Annotated in this window: 16 protein-coding genes; 2 read left to right on the top strand and 14 right to left on the bottom strand. The window is 39.4% G+C overall.

Features of this window, described 5'->3' with window-relative positions:
• Positions 1-52 precede the first annotated feature (52 nt).
• From LS48_RS11455 to LS48_RS11500, 10 genes are all read right to left on the bottom strand, one after another.
• Positions 53-496, bottom strand: a complete 444-nt coding sequence (locus LS48_RS11455) for a hypothetical protein (RefSeq protein WP_062622660.1) — start codon at positions 494-496, stop codon at positions 53-55.
• 59 nt (positions 497-555) lie between these two features.
• Positions 556-2,988 carry a TonB-dependent receptor gene (locus tag LS48_RS11460; protein ID WP_062622661.1) on the bottom strand — a complete coding sequence of 811 codons (2,433 nt, stop codon included), beginning with the start codon at positions 2,986-2,988 and terminating at the stop codon, positions 556-558.
• A 9-nt stretch (positions 2,989-2,997) separates the two neighbouring features.
• A complete protein-coding gene (locus LS48_RS11465; RefSeq protein ID WP_062622662.1) occupies positions 2,998-4,362 on the bottom strand; it encodes an HTTM domain-containing protein in 1,365 nt (454 codons plus the stop codon).
• The gene (locus LS48_RS11470; protein ID WP_062622663.1) at positions 4,362-5,483 is read right to left on the bottom strand and encodes an imelysin family protein; all 1,122 of its coding nucleotides are present in this window, start codon (positions 5,481-5,483) and stop codon (positions 4,362-4,364) included. Before LS48_RS11470 ends, LS48_RS11465 begins: the two co-directional genes overlap by 1 nt.
• Positions 5,484-5,554: 71 nt before the next feature.
• Positions 5,555-6,775 (bottom strand): DUF4856 domain-containing protein, encoded by a 1,221-nt coding sequence (locus tag LS48_RS11475; protein WP_062622664.1) that lies wholly within the window; start codon positions 6,773-6,775, stop codon positions 5,555-5,557.
• A 119-nt stretch (positions 6,776-6,894) separates the two neighbouring features.
• Positions 6,895-7,377 carry a heme-binding domain-containing protein gene (locus LS48_RS11480; RefSeq protein ID WP_062622665.1) on the bottom strand — a complete coding sequence of 161 codons (483 nt, stop codon included), beginning with the start codon at positions 7,375-7,377 and terminating at the stop codon, positions 6,895-6,897.
• 2 nt (positions 7,378-7,379) lie between these two features.
• The gene (locus LS48_RS11485; protein ID WP_062622666.1) at positions 7,380-8,921 is read right to left on the bottom strand and encodes a bifunctional metallophosphatase/5'-nucleotidase; all 1,542 of its coding nucleotides are present in this window, start codon (positions 8,919-8,921) and stop codon (positions 7,380-7,382) included.
• Positions 8,922-9,785, bottom strand: coding sequence for a hydroxymethylglutaryl-CoA lyase (locus tag LS48_RS11490; RefSeq protein WP_062622667.1), 864 nt, complete (start codon positions 9,783-9,785; stop codon positions 8,922-8,924).
• 64 nt (positions 9,786-9,849) lie between these two features.
• On the bottom strand, positions 9,850-10,464 hold the full coding sequence (locus tag LS48_RS11495; RefSeq protein WP_062622668.1) for a LysE family translocator: 615 nt from the start codon (positions 10,462-10,464) through the stop codon (positions 9,850-9,852).
• Complete coding sequence (locus LS48_RS11500) at positions 10,461-11,519, bottom strand: quinone-dependent dihydroorotate dehydrogenase (RefSeq protein ID WP_062622669.1); 1,059 nt, start codon at positions 11,517-11,519, stop codon at positions 10,461-10,463. The genes LS48_RS11495 and LS48_RS11500 overlap by 4 nt, the downstream gene beginning before the upstream one ends.
• A gap of 85 nt (positions 11,520-11,604) precedes the next feature.
• On the opposite strand from LS48_RS11500, the gene pepT reads away from it, so the two are divergent.
• Entirely contained in the window at positions 11,605-12,867 is a 1,263-nt protein-coding gene (pepT, locus tag LS48_RS11505) for a peptidase T (protein WP_062622670.1), read from the top strand.
• Positions 12,868-12,955: 88 nt separating this feature from the next.
• Here pepT and yajC read toward each other — a convergent pair whose 3' ends face one another.
• The 4 genes from yajC to LS48_RS11525 form a co-directional block, all read right to left on the bottom strand.
• Positions 12,956-13,246: a preprotein translocase subunit YajC gene (yajC, locus tag LS48_RS11510; RefSeq protein ID WP_062622671.1), complete on the bottom strand. Its 291-nt coding sequence runs from the start codon at positions 13,244-13,246 to the stop codon at positions 12,956-12,958.
• A gap of 27 nt (positions 13,247-13,273) precedes the next feature.
• On the bottom strand, positions 13,274-13,750 hold the full coding sequence (locus tag LS48_RS11515; RefSeq protein WP_062622672.1) for a DUF1573 domain-containing protein: 477 nt from the start codon (positions 13,748-13,750) through the stop codon (positions 13,274-13,276).
• A 55-nt stretch (positions 13,751-13,805) separates the two neighbouring features.
• A complete protein-coding gene (gene nusB / locus LS48_RS11520; protein WP_062622673.1) occupies positions 13,806-14,750 on the bottom strand; it encodes a transcription antitermination factor NusB in 945 nt (314 codons plus the stop codon).
• 85 nt (positions 14,751-14,835) lie between these two features.
• Positions 14,836-15,933, bottom strand: a complete 1,098-nt coding sequence (locus LS48_RS11525; RefSeq protein WP_062622734.1) for a Leu/Phe/Val dehydrogenase — start codon at positions 15,931-15,933, stop codon at positions 14,836-14,838.
• Between the two features lie 132 nt (positions 15,934-16,065).
• On the opposite strand from LS48_RS11525, the gene LS48_RS11530 reads away from it, so the two are divergent.
• Complete coding sequence (locus LS48_RS11530) at positions 16,066-17,823, top strand: ABC transporter ATP-binding protein (RefSeq protein WP_062622674.1); 1,758 nt, start codon at positions 16,066-16,068, stop codon at positions 17,821-17,823.
• The last annotated feature ends 19 nt before the right edge of the window (positions 17,824-17,842 follow it).

Raw genomic sequence — 17,842 nt, forward strand, 5'->3', positions numbered from 1 at the left:
AGCGAAAGTGGTTATGGATTAATTGCGTGCAAATGTACGCTAAATTAAGTAATTAATTGAGGTTTCTTTTTGTAAATCCATGTGGAATATATAGCGGGCCTTCATCATAAAAACTTATATATAACAAAATGGGTTCTTTCAAGCCTTCATATGAAACTTCATAAACGTCAACTAGGGCGCTACCCATCATACCATTTTCACTTTCATACGAACAGCAACTTCCGCGACGGTGAAATGTAAGTTCTTCCCCGTTAGGCCCTGCCAAAGATGCAATATACCTACGTTGGTTTGAAACGCTTTTTTCACCAACCATTACAGGATATTCTCCCGTAAGGGCATATTTTTTATTTGGCGCCATTTCAGTGATATCCAAAAATGGTTCATGTGCAGTAGCTGTTTCAGCAGGATTTGTGGAAGAGCTTAAAATGGCTGGTTGTTTTGCGCCACACGATGTTAAAAGTATGGCGAGAAATACAGTAGATAGGAAATATTTCATTCAAAAGGTTTATTCGAAAGTACGATTATTTGCCAAAAAGAAAAATAAATATTTCGTTTCTAAATTTTTATCTGCAGCGTAGCATACCAAGTACGCGGCTGGCTGGGAAGAATTCCCGGCCCGGGATACCCAGTAGCGCGGCGCGTAAAATAACTGTTGTTTAAAACATTGTTGATTCCACTTTCCAACTTAAAACGGCCAAAAGTATATGCCAAGGAAAGGTCCAAAATATCATAAGCCGGAATTTCGCCCACGATGCCACTCTGGCTTTCAAAATCGCGCTCACTGTTGGTGGCATCGGTAAATTGCTTGCTCAAATAAGTGTATTGCAGACTTCCCAAAAAGTTTTTATAGCCAAAGCCAAGTCCTGTTTTTAGGTTGATGCCAGGAATAAATTCCACTTTTTTGCCTTCCACATTATTTTCTTCGGAAGAAGTGTATTCGCTATCGGTAATTGCAAGGTTCACGAAATAATTCATCTTAAAATTTCTATTCGCCGAAAAAGTTTCCATAATGTTCCAATCCACAAAACTTTCCAAACCATAAGTAACCGCATCGCCAATATTTCCGCGGAAGCGTTCCTCTTGAATATCGCTCACCTCGCGCACGATAACCCCTAACCTATCCTGATAGCTTAAGAAAAAACCACCGATGTCATACGAAAGATATTTACCAAACCGTCCGCGTGCGCCCAAATCAAAAGTGTAGCCCTGCTCGTCAGTAATGTTTGGATCAACAACCAAAGAGGGGTTTGTAATTCTGATATCATTAAAAGTAACCGAACGGTAGTTTTGGCTGACGTTCCCATAAATTTCCAACGACTTTAAGGGTTTATAACTCAACCCTACTCCCAATAACACAAAAGCTCGGTCAAATTCGCGGTTATCGGCAATGTCCTCATTCAAGATAGGATTGCCTGCAATGTCAAAATTTATTTTTTTGTATTCGCCTTCGCTCTGCGTTTTTATATATTCAAACCGAAAACCGGGCGTAACCGAAAACTTGGATGAAATGTTGAAAATATTTTCACCAAAGGCAGCAAAATTCAGGTTTGGGAATTCAAAATCACTTTGGCGCGGGTAGTTGGGATATTCAGAAGATGCGAATTCAAAATTGGCGTCACTATCGTTGGTTCCCGGCCCTTGGCGTTCGCTATTGTTTGATTGGTAATACTTTCCGCCAAAAAGCACCACATTCTCTTTTCCAAATAGATTATAGTGCGTTAAAAGTCTAGCTTCCGCGCCCCAATTGTTGAAATTTCCTGAAATCAATTCACGCGGCGCATCCAAATCATCCTGCTGCGAAACCCTGTTTTCACGGAAACCAACAGATTTTCTATAGGCATCGAGAGCAAAAAGGTTTAGGCTGAAATCAGTCTTTTCAGAAAAACTGTGGTCCAAACGCAGCGAATAGAGTTTCCAATCTACCTTAAACCAGTTTCGCGTCCGGTTGCTGAAAGTGGGGTCTTCCTCAAATTGCCTATCGGTAAGTCCACCCGGCTGTTGCGCCAAATAGTTTAAGTAGCTCATTTCAAAAGCGAGGGTTGTTTTTTCTGAAAAATTATACTCCAAATGGGCGTAGGCGTTGTGCGAATCAAATTCAGAATTTGGCCTGAAATCATCACCCGTTTTAAAGTTGTAATATGCGTAATAGCCAAACTTCCCCACGGTGCCGCTCAGGCTGTTGAAACTATTGAAAAGTTCATACGAACCTAAGGATTGTCGGGAAATCCATTCTATTTTTTTCTTCGGATTGGGTTGGTGCAACTTAAAATTTATCAATCCGCCAAACTGCGTTCCGTACTGAAGCGAAGCCGCGCCACGAACCACTTCAATCTCGCTAATGGCATCGGCGGGCGGGGTGTAGTAACTTTCGGGATAACCCAAAACATCTGCTGAAATATCATAACCATTTTGCCGTGTGTTAAAGTTCGCGGTTCTGTTTGGGTTCAAGCCGCGACCGCCAATGTTCAACTGTAAACCGCCATCGTTGTTTTCATAAATATTCAAGCCTACAACCTGTGCATAAATCTGTCTTGCATTGTTGGTGGCAGTATTTGTAGTCAGGTTGTCCATCACTACCACTTCGCTTTTTTTTCCGGCGTAAATGGCCGTGCCTTCCACCTGTTTTAAATTCCGCAAAGCGAAAATTTCCTCTTTACGTTTCGTGATCAGTACTTCGGAAAGCTGCTCGCCCAGCAATTCCAATTCGAAGTTTATCGTTGTATTTTCTGAAATAGTGAACTGCTTTTTCAATACTTCATATTCCAGATTGAAAACCGCAAATTCATAGGTTCCCGCGGGAATATCAGAAAATTCAAAATTTCCCGCTTCGTCGCTTACCTTAGATTTTCCGAGATCCAAAATATAAACTTCGGCGTAAGCTATCGGCGTTTTAGTTTCACTTGAAACCACTTTTCCCGAAACGGAAAATTGTGCAAACACGGAAAGGTTCACAAAAAGAAAGATTAGAAATAGGGCGTTTTTCAACATTGTATTATTTTAAAGTCCTTTAATGGTATCGTTAAATGGCAGAATCCAATTCTTTCTTCGGAAGGATTCCCGTTGTTTCATCAAATCTACATTTGGGTTGACGTAAGGCTGACTCAATCTTCCGTTGAGTGCTACATAGCTTTCAGCGTAAACAGCCACATTTTCGTGGCCTTGCGCCTCAAAATGTTCACCCAAAAAATGTGCGTATTCCAATATAAAATCGGGTTGGGTGCTCATTTGTTTTTCCTGAAAGGGCGTCAAAAAGTCTGTATTGTCCACTAGAAATTGCTCACCCGTTTCGGTATTTTTTATTTTGAATTGCGCATAGCCCGCTTTCTCCATCAACATAACACGCCACGAAAAACGATACCCTTCCTCCGTCCAAAAAAGCTCGTTGGGGTACGCCAAATAGCGCCACGGGAACAATAGCTGAATCACAAAAAATACGGCAAGAATCGGCAAGGCAATATTTCTTTTGAAACGGTATTTCTTTGTTTGTGAAAGAGCGACCATTTTGGAATAATCAATTCGCAATAATTTTGAAATAAAACGGATTACTTTTCTGTGAAAGCCCGTGTCAAAAAAGATAAGCGTGCTCACGATCATTATGTAAGGAAACATCCCAATAGGGAACAAAACCCGCGTCATTACGTGAAAAATTATGACTAAGGCAAAAGCAAACCAACGCGTACGCCTGTAAAGCAATAAAAAAGGAATAGCCAAATCATACAGGGCGCCACTCCAACTGAAAGTGTAATGTACCCAGGGCTGCTGCATTAAATCTCCCAGAAAAGGAAGATCGTATTTTGAGGGAAGCCAAATTTTTAAAGGCATAGCATTAAAGAGCCAATCGCTGTTCAGTTTTGCCAAACCTGCATAAAAATAGACAATGCCCAATATTAGTTTGATGCTATCTATAGTCCATTTTGGAACCATTTGAAAAGCCTTCCTCGGGTTTTTATAAGCATCTACTGAAAAATAAACGTTTGCAGGAAGAAAAATCATCAAAAACGCAACGCAGCTAATAAAATAATAATGGTTGAGATACGTGGTTTTATCCATCAACTCAATATAGGTGAAGCTTAAATAGAAGACGATAATAGCTACACGATATTTATAGCCCAAAGCCACAAAGAGGGCGGCAATTCCACAAATTGCAAAAATTATATAGGTGTAATTTCCTATTGGTTTTACCCATTCAAAACCGTAATAGCTAAAGAAAAATTTCGGTTGTATGTATAATTTTTCAATCCATCCATTCGCCCAAAATCGAACTATTCCCAAAAACATCATAAAACCAAAAAGAACACGAAAGACCGCGAGTGGCGCGGCCTGTGTGTTCTTTTGAAAATATTTTTGGATTGCTGTAAACATTAGTCGCCGTCAGCGTCTACGTAATCTATGGTCACGTCCAGCGCTTGGATCATATCTACTTTTAACAAAACTACGATGCGCTGCAATTCATCGTATGTAGCGAGCATTTTTGAATTGTCAGTTTCTATTTGTTCCACAAAATTTGCATTTAGCTCGTTTGCCTTATTTTTTGCGACCGTGAATTGATTGTTTATCAAAGCACTTAGATTTTCACCGTTTTTGATGGTGTTCAGATAATCCAAATATGTTTTGAAGCTTGCTCCGTTAGAGTTTCCGTTGAAATTTTTTCCATTGAAGAAATTTACACTGGCATTGATGGCTTCCAATAAAAGTTCTTTTGAAATATCCTTTTTATAAAATGCCTCTACGTTTTGTGGCAAAGTTCCGTTTGAAAAAATACCCGCAGGAATACCCACTTTTCCTGCGCGAAGCGCTTTTTCAAAATAGAAAATGTAATCATTTGTAAGTTTATCAACAGCACCGGAAGCTGATGAGCTTGTGTTTGCCACAAACGCATCGCGATAACCGCCCGTCCAGCTTGAAAGCACCTCATTGCTCAAGCCTTTTATAGTTTGGGAAAGTGTGGTCAAATAGGTTTTATAGCTTTCAGCATTGGGGTTTGATGTATAAAAAACCACTATTTCGGCATCGGTTTCAGCAAGGCCATTCAGCATATAATCCAATGCAGGAAAGCCTTGTTTATCGATGGTGGAAGGCAATGCAAAATCATAATTGCCCGTTGCGATGAAGTCTTCTATTTGAGAAACGTTTGTAGGATAAACGTTCAAGCGATTTCGGAAGCGTACTTCCTCAGCCTTTCCTATTTCAAACATTGAAACATTCTGGAAAGACACATAAGCTTCTTTCCAAACAGCACGCAGCGCTTGCAAGTTTTCCACGGTTGGAGTTGCGGTGAATGAACTTGTTGCGGCTTCCATTTCAACTACTTTGGAATTGAAACTGGTATATGCGGGAACGATGATGTTATCGGCCCAATTGGCGAGCATGGCGCCACGGTCAAAAGCATCATCGGTTTCTTCCGGGCCATCGCTATCGCTTGAACAAGCAGTAATATTGGCAGCCACAAGAGCCAAAAAAATTCCAAATTTTAAAAACTTCATCTTTAAGAGATTTTTATTAAAAAACCCAATCGGCCAAAGTTACCGACCGATTGGGTACTAATTCAACTAATTTATAAACTTCCTGCTTGAGTCACGGTAAAGTCAAACTTGGCTGCCATGGCTTCAGATACTGCATCTAATGTTTCTGGAGTAATATCCCAAAATCCATTGTCGGAAGAATCCATCAACATATTCAATAATGTATCAACCTCAGTTTTTGTAAATAATGGTGTATTATTATCAGACATTCTTGTAAAACGTAAACTGTAAACAAAACCATAAGCTTCCGATAAGGCGTGGAAAGCGCCCTGACGATCGCCGTCAACAATTTTATTTTTACCGGCCTGTAGGTAATAAATACCACGAACGGCAATTACTTCAGAAATCTTTTCGCGGATGATTGCAACTTGCTCATCTCGAACTTCATAATTTTTTGCAACAATTGCGGCGCGGCCCAATTTAAAAGCATCAAATATTTCAGCGGCAATAGTGGAAAAATCCGGGTCATCATTTACACGGCCCACGTATTCATTTAAGAATTTGTCGTCCTCGCCAATGGTTAAATTCGGGTTTTCAGGATTTGCCGACGTTCCGTACAAATATCCGTAGGCCTCGTCCCATTTGTGCTCCATAGTGGTGTAAGGTTTGTTTTCTTCGGTAATGTCGTTATTATTGTCTTCACGATTATTACCCTCATCAAGTACAGCAGCACTTAAATAATTGTTAAGCATTTGGTCTGCCATTACAGCTCCCAAAAGGCTTTTTGCAAAGGCCTGATTGTACTCTAAACCTTTAGCGTTAACGTATCTTGTGCGAGAACCATCTGCAATCTGTCCAGGTGTTCCAGGAGTTGCGACTACCATTATATTTGGAAAGACCTCATTGATTTGTGCAGAAATATAATCTTCAAAAGTTGCCTTAATTGCGGCGCTCTCAGAAGTATTAGTAAAAAAATAATCATAGGAAGCTGCAGTTTTGCTTCGAAGATTTTTATCGGAAGCATTTAAATCTGCATCAGAAAAATCCATATTTCCCGCTTGATGGTTAAACATTGCCAATAGTGAAGCTTCCGTAGCATTGTCAAAATCCATAAATGCATTTGCGGTTTCCCCGGCCATTAAAATTCTTGTGGTTTGTCCATCAAAGCTAACTGTTGACTCGCTGCCGCGCATAAATTTATAGGTTGCCGGGGCTTCAACAGTATTTTGAACTATAGGCTGATCATCATCGGAAGAACACGAGACGAATAAAAGTGCTGTAATGATTGATGTGGTTAAAATTAGGCTTTTCATTTGAAATATTATTTAGACTGAATTAAAATAGGTTGGTTTTTCAGCCGCAAAAATAATAGTCAAAAATAAACCTCACAAGTTTATTTAGAATAAATTTAAATAAAATTTAATTTGAAATATTATTTGTTTGAAGATACTTCTAGTTGGTGTTTGTATTGAAGTCTGGCAACTCCAGCCCATTGCAGTAATAGCTTTTTGTCATCTTCTGAAAGATCACCGTGGATGATGGCATAGGATTTTAATGGCATTTCATCATCTTCTACCATTTCAATAAGTTCCTCTAGTTTGTGTTCTTTCTTTTTGATAGAGTAATCCTTCCAGGCTGAAACATTGAAATGCTCTTTTCCGTGTTCAATATGATCGTCAAGCCAAAGTGAAAAAGGAGCAACTTCAGCATACCATGGATATTGGGTTTGGTCACTATGGCAATCGTAACAATTTTCTTTTAAAATGGCAGCTACTTTTGCAGAAGGTTTGGTTTCCGATTCAAAAGATGCGACGCTTTTATATCCATCATTATTCTTTTCTGGACGTATAAATTGGATGGCAACTAATGCAATAAGCGCCAAAACAAGAAAGATTTTTATACCTTTTTTAAGCATATTTATTTTTTTAGTGAATTTAAATAAAAAATAATTGCCTTGCGAATATCGGCAGCAGTTTCAGTTTCATTAGGCGTGTAAATTTTCACGATCCCTTTGTTATCAGGCGTTAAAAACGGTATATCCAAACCTTTCAGCAAAAAGTCGCTGAAAGCAACTGTATATGTTTTATTGTCGCTAATTGTTTTATCTCCAGTTTGCCAATCTCCATTTTCGTTTTGTGAAAATTTGTAGCGTTGAAGATAAGCTCCTTCACCGCTTTGCAGGGTTCCATATTCCAAAACCTCTTTCAATAAACTTCCTTTTAAATCTACTTTCAAGACACTTCCGCCAAAGGGGAGGACTCTAAAAATATCAATACTAGTTATATCACCCACCAACCTGTCATCTATTCTTATCGATCCGCCGTTTACCAGGGCACCATCAACATTATTATTATATGCATATGCCATGGAACGTGTAATTAATTCACCTATATTGGTTTGCTTGCTTCTATTGGATTTATCTGTGCCATCCAACGGAGAGGAAGCGTTATAAATTACCTCTTCAGGATTTTCTACCACCTCTTTAAGTTGTGCATCTACAAGATCTGTCCATTTGCTTACTACACGTTCTACCTTGGCTGAGGATGCTATTTTATCTGTAACCATCATTAATTCCGAGTTAATGTGGAGGTATTTAGTACGAAGATTATAAATCAGGGTGTGTACGTATACACTTTTGGCATTGGCGTCTGCTTTAGCAATAATGGTTCTGCCTTCTTTCTCAAGCATATTATAGTGTTCGTGGCCTCCCATTATTAAAGGCAACGATCGTAATCTTCGTGCTATTTCAATATCTTCTTCTAACGAAACATGAGTAAGGCCTACAACAAAGTCAGCTTTTTGTATAGCCAGATTATATGCTCTTTCGGCATTTTCATAAATATCGCCATAAGAAACATATGATTTTGGATTGGAAGGTAGGGTTACACCAAATACCCCAAATTTCATTTTGTTTCCATCAGCATCAATTGCATTGAAGGTAGAAAAATCTGATGTAGGTACAGTAGAGTATTCCCACTTGGTGGCAAAGGGTACCAGTCCTTTTTCGGTAACGTGTTTCACATTTGCCGTTGTCCACGTAAAATTGGATTCATTCAATCTTTTTTGTAAATCCTTTTCACTAAGGTCAAACTCATGGTTGCCGAATGTAACCAGATCGATATCCATAGCATTTAACACATCTATCATTTGTTCGCCATTTACTCGTTCGCCGTCAACTTTTAAAGTACCTATTAAGGATGGGTTTAAAAAATCGCCTGCCAAAAACAAATAGGTATTTGGAAACCTATCCTTAATTGAATCGCGAATATGTGCCACACGCGCCAATCCGCCATACTCTCCTCCATTCAGGGGTGCAATTTCATACACATCATTAATTTGAATAAGCTTTAGGGTAATGACTCCGGCACCTTTTATTGGATCCTCGGGATATACTTGTTGAAAAATTTGGCAGCTTGAAAAAGAACAGCCCACAAAAGCCAAAAGTAAAAGTTTTCTCATTTAATGATATTTAGTAAAAATTTTAGTTGCTTCATTATGTGCGCTTTCAAAAGACATCGGGTTAATGTTGCTCGAAACTTTTTCAGCAGTAAAATAGCTGAGCATTTTTTCGGTAGGCATGTTCCCTGTCAAATCGTCTTTAGCCATTGGGCAACCACCAAAACCTTGAATGGCTCCATCAAATCTTCTGCAGCCAGCTTTATAGGCAGCATCAATTTTTTCATGCCAAGCATTTGGTGTGGTGTGCAAATGTGCGCCAAATTCTATGTGGGGATATTTGGGTATTAAGTTAGTAAATAAATATGAAATAATATCAGGTGTAGATGAACCTACTGTATCACTAAGCGAAAGGATCCTCACCCCCATAGCTGAAAGCTTCTCCGTCCACTCCCCTACAATATCAACATTCCAAGGGTCTCCGTAAGGATTTCCAAATCCCATGGATAGATAGGCAACTACTTTTTTATTATTTTTTTCGGCTATATTTAATATATCTTGCAATAACACTAAAGATTCACTAATTGTTTTGTGCGTGTTACGCATTTGGAAATTTTCAGAAATAGAAAAAGGATAACCCAAATAATCAATTTCAGGATGTTTCACTGCATCTTCCGCCCCGCGAAGGTTAGCGATGATGGCGAGCAATTTACTTCTGGTTGCAGAGAGGTCAAGCTTTGAAAGCACTTCTGCAGTGTCACGCATTTGCGGAATTGCCTTTGGCGAGACGAAACTCCCAAAATCAATGGTGTCAAAACCACAGCGCAAAAGTGATTGGATATATTTCACTTTTTGCTCGGTGGGAATCCACTCTTTGATGCCTTGCATGGCATCGCGCGGACATTCTATAATTTTTACTTGCTGCATTGCCCCAAAGATAGCAATTCCTGCGCAGGCAGGAATCTTTCAATTTTAAAAAAGAATTATGGAATTAGGGCAGCAAGATAAAAATGGCAATGCCCACAAAAACAACTATCTGAAGCCACTTTAAAACAATGCCCATACTTTTCCATTGGGAGATTAAAGATGAAATCTTACCCGCCGCGAGGGCTATGCTACTGAAAGTTATAAAAGAAACCATCATAAAAGTTATTCCCAAAATGTAAAATTGCAGCACGGTGTTTCCGTTTTCATTCCAAAGAAAACCAGGGAAAAACGCCAAAAAGAAAATCATCACTTTTGGGTTTACCAAATTCATAATAACGCCAGTTTTAAATAGTTGTGCGTATGATTTTTTTGGAGCATTTTCAGCCAAAGAAATATGCTCGTCACTTTTATAGACTTTGTACGCCAGGTAAAGCAAGTAACAAGCTCCAAAAACCTTTATTGCGTAAAAAAGTTCTTCCGAAGCAGTAATAATTGCAGAAATGCCAAAAGCCAAAAGTGTAGTGTGGACTATGCAACCACTTATCAATCCAGCAGTTGTGGCGATGCCACTTTTGGTGCCGTTGGCCAAGGATTGCGTAAGCACATAAATATTGTCCGGTCCCGGTGAGATGGCGAGCGCTAAAGTGGCGATTGAAAAAGAAATTAGGGTTTCAATCATTTCCGCTTTAAAATCGCTTTGTTTATTTGCTTAGTCAGCCCCGGACCTTCGTAAATAAACCCTGTGTAAAGTTGCACCAAAGTTGCGCCCGCATCCAGTTTTTCCAAAGCATCTTCTGCAGAATGGATTCCGCCCACGCCAATGATAGGAAACGCTTTGTTGCTCTTTTCCGATAGAAAACGGATTACTTCCGTGGCTCTTTTATTTAAAGGCTTTCCGCTTAAACCGCCCATTTCCTTTTTGTTTTCGGAAGTAATTCCTTCGCGGGAAATTGTGGTGTTGGTTGCAATAACACCATCAATTTTCGTGGTTTCAACAATTTCAATGATGTCCAAAAGCTGTTCATCGGTCAAATCTGGCGCTATTTTTAAAAGAATTGGTTTGCGTTTTTCTTTTGAATTATTTCTATCCTGAAGCGTTTGCAACAAATCGGTCAACGGCTTCTTTTCTTGCAAAGCGCGCAGGTTTGGCGTATTGGGTGAACTTACGTTTACCACAAAATAATCCACATAATCAAAAAGCGCCTCAAAACAGATAATGTAGTCGTTTACGGCTTCTTCATTGGGCGTAAATTTATTCTTCCCAATATTTCCGCCTATTAAAACCCTTCGATGCAGCCTTTCCTGAGCGGAGTCGAAGGGCTCAGGATGACAATTTGCCTTCAATCTTTCAACCGCTTCTTCCACCCCGCCATTGTTAAAACCCATTCGGTTAATAATTGCGGAATCTTCTTTCAAACGAAACAAACGCGGCTTTTCATTGCCCGGTTGGGGTTTTGGGGTGACGGTTCCTATTTCAATAAAACCGAAACCGAAATTTGAAAGTTCTTTGTAAAGCTTCGCATCTTTGTCAAAACCCGCGGCAAGCCCCACTGGGTTTGGAAATTTCAATCCAAAAAGTTCGCGCTCCAGTTTTGGGTCTTCAATTTTATAAATACTTTTAAAAATACTTCCGAAGCCAATTTTATGGAAAAACCGAATCAGTGAAAAAGTGAAATGGTGAATTTTTTCAGGATCAAAGATGAAAAAAATGGGACGGATGATGGTTTTGTACATGGTTGAAAAATGTGGTACAAAAATACACTAATCTATGTATTTGTTATTTTGAATATGCTTTATTTTGCATTGTAAAAGAAAAGCTATGATTGAAAAACAACACCTTATTGACCGCTTCAAAAGCTACGTAACCATAGATACCGAAAGCGATCCAAACAGCGATACCACGCCCAGCACCAAAAAACAATGGGACCTCGCCAATAAACTTGCCGAAGAACTCAAGCAGATTGGAATGGAAGACGTAACCATTGACGAAAACGCCTATATAATGGCTACTTTGCCCGCCAATGTTTCACATCCTGTTCCTGTTATTGGTTTCGTTTCACACTTTGATACTTCGCCAGATTTTACTGGCGCTAATGTAAAACCGCAAATAGTTGAAAACTACAATGGAAAGGATATTCTGCTGAACAAAGAACAGGATATCGTTCTTTCTCCAGATTATTTTGAAGATTTATTGCTTTACAAAGGCCAGACCCTCATTACAACAGATGGCACTACGCTTTTGGGCGCTGACGATAAAGCTGGAATTACCGAAATAGTTTCCGCAATGGAATATCTTATAAACCATCCCGAGATTAAGCACGGCAAAATCCGAGTAGGCTTCACGCCCGATGAGGAAATAGGCCGTGGTGCGCATAAATTTGATGTGAAAAAATTCGGCGCAGATTGGGCCTACACCATGGACGGCAGCCAAGTGGGCGAACTGGAATATGAAAACTTCAACGCAGCCGGGGCAACGGTTACCGTAAAGGGAAAAATTGTGCATCCCGGTTATGCCAAGGGAAAAATGATAAACAGTATGTACATCGCTACGGACTATATCAATTCGCTCCCAAGGCTGGAAACCCCTGAGCATACCGAAGGGCGGGAAGGCTTTTTTCACCTGCATGGCATTAAAGGAACGGTTGATGAAACTAAAATTCAATACATAATCCGCGACCATGACCGTAAGCATTTTGAGGCCCGAAAAGATATGATGCAAAAACTTGCTGACGACCTGAACGAGCAGCACGAAATGGAAGTAGTAACTGTTGAAATAAAAGACCAATATTTCAATATGCGCGAAAAGATTGAACCCGTAATGCACATTGTAAAAATTGCAAAACAAGCCATGGAGCAAGCTGGCATTGAGCCATTAATAAAACCAATTCGCGGTGGCACCGATGGTTCGCAACTTAGCTTTATGGGGCTGCCGTGCCCGAACATTTTTGCTGGGGGGCACAATTTTCACGGCAGGTATGAATATGTGCCTGTGGAAAGCATGCAAAAGGCTGTAGAGGTAATTGTGAACATTGCAAAAATTACCGCAGAGGATATCTCAAAGTTTAAAAAAGAAGAAGAATAGCTTTTTGAAATAGTTATTCAAAAAAGAAACTCCCTCAACTATTTAACAATAGATTAAGGGAGTTTTTATTTAAAAAAGGAACAATTTACTATTTCTTTTCTTTTACGGGAGCGTTTAGTTTTGCTGTTCTTTCCATAGAAATGGCAGCTCTTTCAAACTTTATTTTTCCGGCACCGCATTCAATTATGCAGGTTCCATCATCATTAAGTTCTAGTACTCTTCCGTGGATTCCGCCATTGGTAATCACTTTGTCACCTTTTTTTAATTGGGCGGCAAACTGCTTTTCCTGTTTGGCTTTTTTCATTTGGGGACGTATCAAAAAAAGGTACATCACCAAAAACAATAATATTATTGGTAAAAAACTTTGTATTTGTTCCATAGCAATTATTTATTCCTAAAATGGGTATTAGGAAGTTGGGGTTTTAACGGGTGCAGCACCAGCTTTAGGGTTTACAAAAGCTTTGATTGTCAAAGTTTCTGTCCCTGCTTTTGTGTTTGTAGTAAGTGTAACTGTTTTGCTCACTTGATTTTGTCCGCTACCATTGAATTTTACCAAAAGCTCACCTGAGTCACCTGGCGCAACTGGTTCCTTAGTATATTCTGGAACTGTACAACCACAGCTACTTTTTGCATTTACAATCAATAAAGGGGCCTCACCAGTGTTTTTGAATTTAAAAACGTGCTCCACATTTGTCCCTTGGTCAATAGTACCAAAATCAAATTGACTTTCTTCAAAAGTGATTACTGGAAATTTGCCAGATTCTGCATCACGCGCCTCTGCTGTTGCAACATTTTCTTCGTTTACTTTATCTGCTGCATTATCCTTGCAAGAAGAAAAAGCGAAAACAGATAGTATTGCTACTAATAATACTGATTTTTTCATGATAATTGTTATTTTTTATGTTTTTAGCACGCCAAAAATAGGGATTTTTTTACTTTTATTGAAGTCCGCGTCCAATTTTATTGAGTTTGCCATTTTCTTCAAATTCCTTCACTATTTTATCCAGAATTCCGTTGACAAAAATGCTGCTTTTAGGCGTTGAATATTCTTTGGAAACCTCTAAATACTCGTTGATTGTGGCCCGAACAGGAATTGATGGGAAATATAAAAATTCAGCAATGCCCATTTTCAGAATTATCAAATCTACATCGGCGATGCGTTCTTGGTCCCAGTTTGGTGTTTTTCCCTCAATCTGTGCATTTAGCTTGTCTTCGTTCAAAATCACTTTTCTGAAAAGCTGCAATGCGTACTCTCGGTCTTCCTCATTTTTATAGAGGTTGGGAACCAAAAGCGAGGAGGCATTTTTCTCCGAAAGTTTATTTAGCATCTTTACAATGGCCGTATTCACAATGGGAAAATCATCTACCCAAGTCAATCTTTTGTCTTCTAAATAATCGTAAAGCTTTTCATTTGGCGCCACTAATTCCTTGAAAACCTTAATTATGAAATCTCTATCTTCTTTATAAGTAGTTTCTTTTTTTGAAAGGTAATCATCGTACCATTCCAATTGGCGCAGCTCGTTAAAAATAATTGAAACATACTCGCTGTCCAATTTCCAGTAATTGAGTTTTTTCTTTTCAATAATATTAGAAAAGGTTGCGTTTTCGGCAATTACCTTTAAAAGCTTGTTGTCAACAAAAGTACGGCTGGGGTTCTTTTCAAGTGTGGTAGCAAGGTGTTTTTTTTGCGAACGGTTAAGGAAGCTTTCTGCTTGCTCCTGAAGTGAAACAAGCAACTGCAACAACAATAAATAAAGATCCTGCATTTGGTCTATGCTGTGCAACAGAAATTTTTCCTGTGAATCAATATCTGGGTTTACCCGTTGGTTAAAGGCGTAAACGGACTGCAAAACTTTTACTCGTATATGTCTTCTTGTAAGCATATTTTAGAAAGAACTGTTTTTAAAGAAACAACGCACAAGAATGTTCTTGTGCGCTGCAAAGATAGTGTTTTAAAAAAACCGAAACCTATTTTTCGTTTTTTCTTGCATCAATTCTAGCTTGGGCTACGTTGAAGGCTGCTTGATGCGTTGTAATATTATCTGCATCAGCTTTTTTCAAAATTTCAAGCGTAGTGTTATAAATGTTTTCAGTCTTGCGCATTATTTCCTTTCGGTCATAATTTTCTAGTTCTGCATACACGTTTATAATTCCACCGGCGTTAATCAAGAAATCTGGTGCGTAAACTATTCCTCTTTCACGAAGCATTTTCCCGTGCTTTTGCTCTTCAGCCAATTGATTGTTTGCAGCACCTGCAATAATTTTTGTGCTTAATTGGTTTATGGTAAAATCATTAACAGTAGCTCCTAATGCACAAGGCGCATATATATCCATTTCTTCTGCATAAATGTTGTCTCCACCATATATGTTCACGCTGTATTTATCGCGAACTTCTTCCAAACGATCTTGGTTAATATCGGCAATATATACTTTTGCACCTTCATTGCTCAAGTTTTCAACTAGAGCTTCACCTACGTTTCCAATTCCTTGAACGTAAATAACTTTATCTTCCAGTATATCGCTTCCAAATTTATATTTTGCCGCAGCTTTCATTCCCATAAAAACACCATAAGCAGTAACCGGTGAAGGGTTGCCCGCGCCACCTTTTGATTCAGAAATTCCTGTAACGTAAGGGGTAACCGTGCGCACCAAATCCATATCTGAAGTTGCCATTCCCACATCTTCGGCAGTAATGTATTTTCCGCCAAGAGAATGTACAAACTCACCAAACTTCAGCATTAATTCTGGAGTTTTTTGGGTTTTTGCATCACCTATCAAAACCGCTTTTCCGCCGCCAAGGTTTAAGCCCGTGATTGCACTTTTGTAGGTCATCCCGCGTGAAAGACGCAATACGTCGTTCAAGGCTTCCCACTCGCTGGTATAATTCCACATTCTGGTGCCGCCCAAAGCAGGTCCCAAAACCGTATTGTGGATACCAATTATTGCTTTTAATCCAGTATCTTTGTCGTTGCAAAAAACGATTTGCTCGTGATTGTCAAAAGACATTTGCCCGAAAACCGGGTCTATTTTATGAAGTTCGTTTGTTTTAATTACTTCAGTTACCATAGCTTTTTTAATTATTTTATTCATCCTTTAAAAAGGCGGTGCAAAAGTAGCTTATTGTTGTCAATTCCACAAAGCAATGGTTGTTAATTTAAGAATTTTAAAAAAGTTAGCGTGCAGCTAACTGAAGCATAAATGAAAGAATTAAAGTATCTCAACAAATATTTTCTAAAATATAAAGGGCGGCTGCTATTAGGTGTGTTCATCACTATTATTGCAACCGTTTTTAAGCTCGTTGTTCCTATGAAAGTGGGCGATTCATTGACTTCGGTCAAACAATATATGAATGGTGAAATTGCGGATATCGGTATTGTAGAACACGAGTTGCTTATTAACATTTTATTGCTTTTAGGCGCTGCGCTGCTATCTGCGCTATTCACTTTTATGATGCGGCAGACCTTTATTGTGGTATCCCGATATGTGGAATACGACCTCAAAAACGAAATTTTTCAACATTACGAAAAACTCTCTTTAGGCTTTTACAAACAGAACCGCACGGGCGATTTGATGAACCGCATCAGCGAGGATGTTTCCAAAGTACGCATGTACGTGGGCCCAGCGCTAATGTATAGCATTACTACCTTAACGCTTTTCGTGGTTGTAATCAGCTATATGTTTTACAAGGCTCCCATCTTAACTTTATATGCAATAGCGCCATTGCCTATTCTTTCACTTGCAATTTATAGGTTGAGTGTGCTTATCAATCAACGCACAACCATTGTACAGCAGTATCTTTCAAAACTCACCACCTTCACACAGGAAAGTTTTAGCGGGATTGCGGTAATAAAGGCCTACGGAATAGAGCCACGTACCAACGCCAATTTTGAAGAACTCGCCGAGGGTAGCAAAGTGAAGAACATAGATCTCGCAAAGGTGCAGGCCCTGTTTTTTCCTTTGATGATTTTACTCATCGGCATTAGCAATATACTCGTAATTTATATAGGCGGAACACGCTACATAAACGGCCAGATTGCCGAATTTGGAACCATTGTTGAATTTTTGATTTATGTGAATATGCTTACTTGGCCCGTTGCCGTAGTTGGCTGGGTTACCTCCATGGTGCAACAGGCAGAGGCTTCACAAAAACGAATCAACGAATTTTTGGAGACTGAACCTTCCATCGAGAATTTAGTGGCAGAAAATACTCCGATTGGGGGAAATATTGAATTCGACCATTTATCATTTACCTACCCAGACACAGGGATTACGGCGCTAAAGGATGTCTCCTTTACAGTAAAACCCGGTGAAACTTTGGCGATTGTTGGAAACACAGGTTCGGGAAAATCGACGATTTTGGAATTGATAGGAAGACTTTACGATGTAGAGGAAGGGATGCTGAAAATAGACAATACGCCCATCCGTCAGTTAAATTTGGATGATTTGCGCAATAGCATTGGCTACGTGCCCCAAGATGCTTTTCTTTTCAGTGATACGCTTCGCAACAACATTCGCTTTGGGAAAGAGGACGCTTCGGAAGAAGAGGTGATTGAAGCTGCGAAAAACGCCGCCGTGCATAAAAATATCATCGGCTTTGCCAAAGGGTACGACACCGTGTTGGGCGAGCGCGGCATTACCTTGAGCGGAGGCCAAAAACAACGCGTTTCCATTGCCCGCGCCATTATTAAAAACCCACAGATACTTCTTTTTGACGATTGTCTTTCAGCGGTTGATACAGAAACTGAAGAAGAAATACTCCAAAACCTCCATAAAATTTCAGAAAACAAAACCACGATTATCGTGAGCCACCGTATATCTTCGGTAAAAAATGCCGATAAAATAATTGTGCTGGAAGACGGAAAAATCATACAGCAGGGCACGCACAATAAATTGGTGAACAGCGAAGGCTACTACAAGGAACTTTACGCGAAACAACTTTTGGAAAAAGAAATGTAAATTTTACTTTGGCTGGTTT

This window comes from Aequorivita aquimaris (genome assembly GCF_001573155.1).
GTDB classification, from domain to species: Bacteria; Bacteroidota; Bacteroidia; order Flavobacteriales; family Flavobacteriaceae; genus Aequorivita; species Aequorivita aquimaris.

Bases quoted from the DNA above. Each gene is read 5' to 3' on its own strand.
- LS48_RS11480 (WP_062622665.1), bottom strand. From the start codon at position 7,377: ATGCTTAAAAAAGGTATAAAAATCTTTCTTGTTTTGGCGCTTATTGCA.
- LS48_RS11475 (WP_062622664.1), bottom strand. From the start codon at position 6,775: ATGAAAAGCCTAATTTTAACCACATCAATCATTACAGCACTTTTATTC.
- LS48_RS11455 (WP_062622660.1), bottom strand. From the start codon at position 496: ATGAAATATTTCCTATCTACTGTATTTCTCGCCATACTTTTAACATCG.
- LS48_RS11530 (WP_062622674.1), top strand. From the start codon at position 16,066: ATGAAAGAATTAAAGTATCTCAACAAATATTTTCTAAAATATAAAGGG.
- LS48_RS11465 (WP_062622662.1), bottom strand. From the start codon at position 4,362: ATGTTTACAGCAATCCAAAAATATTTTCAAAAGAACACACAGGCCGCG.
- LS48_RS11490 (WP_062622667.1), bottom strand. From the start codon at position 9,785: ATGCAGCAAGTAAAAATTATAGAATGTCCGCGCGATGCCATGCAAGGC.
- LS48_RS11485 (WP_062622666.1), bottom strand. From the start codon at position 8,921: ATGAGAAAACTTTTACTTTTGGCTTTTGTGGGCTGTTCTTTTTCAAGC.
- LS48_RS11495 (WP_062622668.1), bottom strand. From the start codon at position 10,464: ATGATTGAAACCCTAATTTCTTTTTCAATCGCCACTTTAGCGCTCGCC.
- LS48_RS11460 (WP_062622661.1), bottom strand. From the start codon at position 2,988: ATGTTGAAAAACGCCCTATTTCTAATCTTTCTTTTTGTGAACCTTTCC.
- yajC (WP_062622671.1), bottom strand. From the start codon at position 13,246: ATGGAACAAATACAAAGTTTTTTACCAATAATATTATTGTTTTTGGTG.
- LS48_RS11470 (WP_062622663.1), bottom strand. From the start codon at position 5,483: ATGAAGTTTTTAAAATTTGGAATTTTTTTGGCTCTTGTGGCTGCCAAT.
- pepT (WP_062622670.1), top strand. From the start codon at position 11,605: ATGATTGAAAAACAACACCTTATTGACCGCTTCAAAAGCTACGTAACC.
- LS48_RS11525 (WP_062622734.1), bottom strand. From the start codon at position 15,933: ATGGTAACTGAAGTAATTAAAACAAACGAACTTCATAAAATAGACCCG.
- LS48_RS11515 (WP_062622672.1), bottom strand. From the start codon at position 13,750: ATGAAAAAATCAGTATTATTAGTAGCAATACTATCTGTTTTCGCTTTT.
- LS48_RS11500 (WP_062622669.1), bottom strand. From the start codon at position 11,519: ATGTACAAAACCATCATCCGTCCCATTTTTTTCATCTTTGATCCTGAA.
- nusB (WP_062622673.1), bottom strand. From the start codon at position 14,750: ATGCTTACAAGAAGACATATACGAGTAAAAGTTTTGCAGTCCGTTTAC.